Genomic DNA, 5,807 nt, shown 5'->3' on the forward strand with positions numbered 1-5,807 from the left:
TTAGTTCACGCCGCTTTTGGTTCCAAAAACTTTGACGACGGACACTCGCGCGCCGTCTTTCGGCTGTGGCATGGCTTGCACAGCGGTTGCCAATTGGTCCGGTCAAAGAACAGATCGCGATCCCCGCGATGCGGTTCGATGTGGTCAACCTCTGTCGCCGCAACCACCAAACCCAATTCACCACAATCAACGCACAGCGGATTGCGGGTCAGGAACACGCGGCGGCCAGCCTTCCATGCCGGAGTTGCATAGAGCTGGATACCTGTCTGCGCCGCTTCACCAAGCTTTGCCTTCGCGCGCCGCTCTGCCAGCTTTTCTTTGCGGCGTTCTTCGTGCATCGGACAATGCGCGCCGCCCTCAACCGCCAGGTCATCGCAGCCAGGACGGCAGCACACTTTGCGAATTACCATTGCCACCAACTCCACAAACGAAAGCCCAACAAAAAACGCCCGCCGGTTTCCCGTGGGCGTTCTTGTGGATGATGCATATTCAGTAAGGGGCTGACGACCTTTTCGTCAATGACGAATTTACAACCATCTGTGAATGAACAACTTTTGAACTGCCGGCCACAATAAATCTGACAAAGTTTGTTCTGGGGCCACTGTTTCCGATGTGCCTCGCCACAAAATGCTATGGCCAAGGCCGAGGTCATTCGGAGGCAAGGTCCACAACAAGTTACCAGACCACCGTTGTCACATTTCTCAAAGGGGTTGTGGAGGCTGCTTATCCGGGAGCGAATGTTCGATCATCGATGTCTCATCGAAACCTTCGGGTACCGCTATTAATCTCCGACGTTGGCTCTATGTAGTTTCATGATCGGTTAGGATGGTTTTTGCATTCCCACGCCCAGGAAGCGGAGCGTTTGAATTTCGATTGGTGTACACCCTGTAAGGGGTAGGAGAGACAATTAAGGGTGTACACCGTCCGAGAGTGAATGTTTCCATGGTGCTTGAATAATCGGATTGTAAGAACTCCAATTAAGATTAGGTAGCTGACCATTTAGGTTATGCCTCTAAGCACTTGAAGATTTCCGGCAGCGAGCAGCCCCGCGATAGTTTCAGTCATTTATACTTGGTAAATACGGCAAGGATCTCGGAGATAGAGGTAGACTTTGACACTTACAGAGCGAAACTTTGAAAATCGGCAAATGACCCTTTCAGATCAGACAATACGGCTTCCTAATCGCAAGTCACTCCCAGATCGGATTGCACGGCGCACCAAAAGCTGCTGCTCGCGTCCAATGCGACTGCGTTGGCCCTGCCATCCGGTCCAAAGCCGCAGCCAAAGCCCTGGTCAGCGCCTTCACATGCTCACCTTTGGCGCTCTGCCCAACCCTGACCCAACCCGCACCGCGTAACACATCCGTCATGGTCTTATCATGCAGGCACACGGCATCGACCAAAGTGCGGTCCAAGATCATGCCACGGCGGTTGCATCTGGATGGTCGCACCCCGCGCACCGACAGGGCCACACCGGACCCAATGCGCTCGCGGATGCGCGCCAAATTGGTGCCATCCGCGAGCAAGGCAACAATGAAGGCGTCACCATCGCTGCCACCACCAGACAGGCTTTCAACAGACGAACATTTGACACCCTTGCTGTCATACTTCTCAAACAGTGCGCGGTAGGTGCGGCCCATGCAAATCTGCGCCGATGTGAAAGGCGGAATATAAACCGGCAGGTCTTTGCCCGCGCGACCGGCACGATTGGCTGCTTTGGTATACGCCGTCCGCGCCTTACCCTCGATCACGTCGAAGGCATCACCTATGTGCATCGTCTTGCGCCCCTCAAAGCCATCCTGTACCCGACGCAGGCCGCCGCTATCTGTGCGGACAATCTTGCGCATGTCGGTTACCCTGATAGGCCCACGCGCAGGAGCCTCGGGCACAGGCCCCACATTGTCAGGCACAGCGCCCATCGCGCGCACCTCGCCAATGCGCCACGCCTCTGTGCCCACAATGTTCGCATCAACCGCACGGCCACATCCATTACGATCCATTAGATAAACGATGCCTTCACTCACGCCGCCGCCCCTTCACTTGCTGCCTGACGAACGTCGCGGCATTCCTGCATGGCCGCTTCACGCCGATCATAAAACGCCTGTTCCTCCGCCGCGATGACGTCTCCCCGATCAATGCGCATTTGAATATCGCGATGCCGCCGCATAGCCTGATAGGCGTCTTTCTTAATGTTGTTTACAGTGAAGCCACCCGGCCACTTGCGTTCACCCAATGGCACGGCGCGAAACCACTTCATAAGCTCTGGTGCCCAACCATCGCGGATCGCGTCCGCCCCAAGCTGGTTGGCAAACACTTCCTGCATCAAAGGCGACACCGATTTTCCGCCGGTAGGCCGCCTCGTATCCTTCACCCGCCCCAAGAGAACCTGACCATTCGGCACCCGATCCTTTTGCGGCCCACCGGGATGCGCCTGCGCCCACTCACGCAATTCATTCAACTGCGCCTCACTCAACGCCGCCAAACATCCGCACACCATGCGCTTCATCTTCTCATAACCTGCCTTGGTGGTTGTGGTAGGTCGCCCAAGGCCCAACCCCTCCAACGGATCAAACAAAAGCGCCATCACTCGCGCCTCACCTTCGGCTTGTGCCGCTGCATCCATGCCTTTCCCCTTCTCTGAAAATCCCACTTATCCACAGGCCAACCACTTTACGAATGACGCGCAAATGCCTGTTATCGTTCTAATTTCATTGTCATTGTCTTTATCGAACCCGACATTAAGTTAGTGTCTGTGAACGTCAGTTAGTGTCTAACCGACACTGCGTGACGTTGATGTTAGGTGTTGTCAGGGAAGCGCCCCACGCGCGCCTCTGCCTTGCAGGCGTGAACCGCCATGCTCAGGTCTTCCGCCGTGCGCCGCTGCCCGCCACGCTCTGCAATCCGCTTATCAATGAACTCATTTACCCAGCGCACCTTGCGCGGATCTTCGGCCACCTTCGCGGATAACGTCGCGATGTCCTTGGTCAACCGATCCAGCTTGCGTGCTTGGGATGCGGCCTCTACCCGCGCGGCATGATTGGCACGCGAGGCAAACGCCTGTGTCACAATCCGCGTGACCACGGTATGCATCAACCGCACATCATCGCCGCACCGGCATTGCTGCCAACCATACAGCGGACCGAACTCAAGCTTGCACAGGGCTTCGAAGTGATCGCGATCCACAACCGGCTGCACCATACGCGCCAACCGCTTTGGGTCGTTTGGCAACGTGCCAACCGGCGTTTCGCTATGGGCGAGGTTCACCAGGTCAAACCACATCGACTTGCATTCGTGCGTTCCATTCCACCGCATGTCAGACGACAGCCAGCGGCGAAACTCCCATTGAACAAAGCCGTGGGAGTCCAACCGCTGATCCGGGTCAATTGGATAGTCTGGCAGATCGTCAATCGAAACCGGCGTGACAAGTTGCAATGCGGTCATGATGCTCTCCGCTCTTCGCGCGTCAAACGAGAGACGCAAATCAGGCGCGCACCGCTCCACCGACAAAACTGTGTCAGGTCTGGGGCGGTCTCACAGGCAGAATCTAACGCGCTCACAGGCGCATTTTTTGAGGCTTCGAAAACTGCTTGGTCCGCCCGTTCACAGGCCAGATCAAACCATAGGCTCATATCTTCACCCCGCGCCGCGCCATCCGCGCCATCACATCGGCGGCATACATCTGCTTGCGCACCACCGGCAAAATCCAGTCGCCATCAATCCCAGCAAGTCCGCAGATTGTGTGGAAATGCGCCGTGGGGCGGAAGAACTCTCGCGCCACCAGAATTTCGTTCAACGTGTCCGCGCCGCGTGGCTGTGTCGCCACGTTAAAGGCATCTCGGATCACCTCGCACCACAGCTTTTGGCAGGTCAACACATCCAGCTCTTCGAAAAACTCCGCGCCGCCTGTCACGATGTCAGCGTCAATAGTGCTTAGGCTGCGATGCACCGTCATGTTGTCACCCCGCCGAAAAAAGCGACCCGATGCGCAGGGAGGAGGACAGCACGCCGGGTCAAGGTCAACAGGGAGGATAGCGGGCAAAGAGACAGCACGCGGCCACGCCCGCAAAGTGGTGGCCGATTGGTGCGTGTTGAATGGGATTGAAAACGGGTCATTCGGCTGACTACTCTACGTCCGAATTTCGAGAAGCGCGCCGTACCACGCACCAAGCCCGAGGATCAAAGTCGCGATAAGCATCATCACCACAACCCACACGAGCCGCTTGAAATACAACCCGCCAGAATTCGGCTCTAGATCATGCTCCATGCGTCTACCTCTCATCACATTGGTTGGTTGGTGCTTTCGAAGAGGCGGGATCGACCATCATCATTACCCAAAGCGCGAAAAACCCGACGCAGTAGCAGATCAAATCCCAAAGGGAATCCGCCACAACAATCGCCGCGTAACCGCTGTTGGGAATGTCGAATGCAACTTCTTTCACGGCGATCATGGCCAGAAAGGCCCAAAACCAAGCTACGGAACGATCCCGCAATAGGACAAACGAACCGATCGAAATGCCTATGCCATAATGCGCGACACTAACGGTCGCCCATTGCGCCCACCGAGAGCACACAACTGCGGCCCCTGCACCGCTGAGATCACTGTGAAACAACGACCCAAACTCTTGACCGAAGTTGATCATCGTTGCGCAATCCTCTCCAGAATGTCGTTACGGGTCTGATCTTTCGTCAAAATTTCCATTGTCTCGAAAACGCCAATGATCGCGCAGACAGCAAAAACGTCTTCGATCACCGGGCTAGATTCACAAGACAACCAGTTGCGGATCTGACGCTCTGACCGGCCCAAGACCGGCGCGGCCATCCTCGCGACCTCAATATCGGATCCACCTGGAAAGGCACGGCGGAGCGCTGTCACAAATCGACTCCGCGCAAGTTCCTGCGCCTCAACCCGGTTCATTTGGAAAGATCTTTCATGGCCATTCAGGAGAAACTTGACCCCAGACCACAAAACGCGAGGAAGCGAACTCATGAGAAGATCCTCCAGAATTGAAGAACTTCGACCGCTAACCAGGCAAAAATCATACCACGCCCTCCAACTGATCGTTGGTGGGTGGCGGATTGTCTTTACAGTATCTGAGGAGCTTATCGACGGTTGTCAGCGTTGGGCTACTACGCCCCTCGACCCACCGTCGCCACGTTGTTCCATTTCCACAATTTGCGCGCTGAATTACGGTCGACGGGGAAACACCCGACCGCTGCGCATAATCACTTATCTCAGAAATTAATCTCTCCATGACATAGCCATGTAGGTTTTTTGTTCTACTATGTCAAAGGTTTTTTGTTCGATGGCGTACTAGGTTTAAGATAGTATATTTTACCTACTATCGGAGAACGACAAATAACCAGAAAACGGGAAATAAGTCGCGATGAAGTTTTGGCAAAAGCTGCAACAGGCAATTGAAGCGAACCCTGATTGGACTGAGTCTGGCCTCGCGCTGCGCGCAGGGCTATCCAACTCAGCAATCCGCCAAATGATCGCGAACCAACGTGATCCGCGCATGGTCACTGCTGAAAAGATTTGTGAAGCGATGGGCACCAGCTACGCGGTGTTTATGTCCGACGCACAGGCCGATGAACAGAAAGAGATTGTTCACCTAGCAAATAAGCTACCACCTCACCTCCTCCACGAGCTTTTAGGTTACGGACGAGCACTAGTTGCCTCGCAGGATCGGGGGCAGCCAAAATCGCACGAAGATGAATAATAATTTCATCCAAGGTTATTTCCACCTCCAGGGACTTAGGGTCAGGACTCATAGCCAGTAAATAACGAGAGCTGCGAGGGCGATGGCG

General features: G+C 55.1%; 9 protein-coding genes. 1 reads left to right on the forward strand and 8 read right to left on the reverse strand.

Annotated elements, in window-relative coordinates:
• Nucleotides 1–5 precede the first annotated feature (5 nt).
• The 8 genes from MK208_RS20965 to MK208_RS21000 all read right to left on the reverse strand — a co-directional run bounded on the left by MK208_RS20965 (nt 6) and on the right by MK208_RS21000 (nt 4,914).
• The gene (locus tag MK208_RS20965; protein WP_294119702.1) at nt 6–410 is read right to left on the reverse strand and encodes an HNH endonuclease signature motif containing protein; all 405 of its coding nucleotides are present in this window, start codon (nt 408–410) and stop codon (nt 6–8) included.
• Nucleotides 411–1,189: 779 nt separating this feature from the next.
• Nucleotides 1,190–2,023, reverse strand: a complete 834-nt coding sequence (locus tag MK208_RS20970; protein ID WP_294119705.1) for a hypothetical protein — start codon at nt 2,021–2,023, stop codon at nt 1,190–1,192.
• Nucleotides 2,020–2,622: a hypothetical protein gene (locus MK208_RS20975; RefSeq protein ID WP_294119706.1), complete on the reverse strand. Its 603-nt coding sequence runs from the start codon at nt 2,620–2,622 to the stop codon at nt 2,020–2,022. Before MK208_RS20975 ends, MK208_RS20970 begins: the two co-directional genes overlap by 4 nt.
• Nucleotides 2,623–2,795: 173 nt before the next feature.
• Nucleotides 2,796–3,440, reverse strand: coding sequence for a hypothetical protein (locus tag MK208_RS20980; protein WP_294119708.1), 645 nt, complete (start codon nt 3,438–3,440; stop codon nt 2,796–2,798).
• A gap of 184 nt (nt 3,441–3,624) precedes the next feature.
• Nucleotides 3,625–3,951 (reverse strand): hypothetical protein, encoded by a 327-nt coding sequence (locus tag MK208_RS20985; RefSeq protein ID WP_294119709.1) that lies wholly within the window; start codon nt 3,949–3,951, stop codon nt 3,625–3,627.
• Between the two features lie 174 nt (nt 3,952–4,125).
• Nucleotides 4,126–4,263, reverse strand: coding sequence for a hypothetical protein (locus MK208_RS20990; RefSeq protein ID WP_294119710.1), 138 nt, complete (start codon nt 4,261–4,263; stop codon nt 4,126–4,128).
• Between the two features lie 4 nt (nt 4,264–4,267).
• On the reverse strand, nt 4,268–4,639 hold the full coding sequence (locus MK208_RS20995) for a hypothetical protein (protein WP_294119711.1): 372 nt from the start codon (nt 4,637–4,639) through the stop codon (nt 4,268–4,270).
• Nucleotides 4,636–4,914 carry a hypothetical protein gene (locus MK208_RS21000; RefSeq protein WP_294119712.1) on the reverse strand — a complete coding sequence of 93 codons (279 nt, stop codon included), beginning with the start codon at nt 4,912–4,914 and terminating at the stop codon, nt 4,636–4,638. The genes MK208_RS20995 and MK208_RS21000 overlap by 4 nt, the downstream gene beginning before the upstream one ends.
• A gap of 469 nt (nt 4,915–5,383) precedes the next feature.
• Between MK208_RS21000 and MK208_RS21005 the strand changes: the two genes are divergently transcribed.
• Complete coding sequence (locus MK208_RS21005) at nt 5,384–5,719, forward strand: helix-turn-helix transcriptional regulator (RefSeq protein WP_294119713.1); 336 nt, start codon at nt 5,384–5,386, stop codon at nt 5,717–5,719.
• Nucleotides 5,720–5,807 lie beyond the last annotated feature (88 nt).

It is taken from the genome of Shimia sp. (genome assembly GCF_022448905.1).
Taxonomy (GTDB): domain Bacteria; phylum Pseudomonadota; class Alphaproteobacteria; order Rhodobacterales; family Rhodobacteraceae; genus Shimia.

Coding starts and splice junctions, on each gene's coding strand:
- MK208_RS20980 (WP_294119708.1), bottom strand. CDS start 3,440: ATGACCGCATTGCAACTTGTCACGCCGGTTTCGATTGACGATCTGCCA.
- MK208_RS20990 (WP_294119710.1), bottom strand. CDS start 4,263: ATGGAGCATGATCTAGAGCCGAATTCTGGCGGGTTGTATTTCAAGCGG.
- MK208_RS21000 (WP_294119712.1), bottom strand. CDS start 4,914: ATGAACCGGGTTGAGGCGCAGGAACTTGCGCGGAGTCGATTTGTGACA.
- MK208_RS20965 (WP_294119702.1), bottom strand. CDS start 410: ATGGTAATTCGCAAAGTGTGCTGCCGTCCTGGCTGCGATGACCTGGCG.
- MK208_RS21005 (WP_294119713.1), top strand. CDS start 5,384: ATGAAGTTTTGGCAAAAGCTGCAACAGGCAATTGAAGCGAACCCTGAT.
- MK208_RS20995 (WP_294119711.1), bottom strand. CDS start 4,639: ATGATCAACTTCGGTCAAGAGTTTGGGTCGTTGTTTCACAGTGATCTC.
- MK208_RS20975 (WP_294119706.1), bottom strand. CDS start 2,622: ATGGATGCAGCGGCACAAGCCGAAGGTGAGGCGCGAGTGATGGCGCTT.
- MK208_RS20985 (WP_294119709.1), bottom strand. CDS start 3,951: ATGACGGTGCATCGCAGCCTAAGCACTATTGACGCTGACATCGTGACA.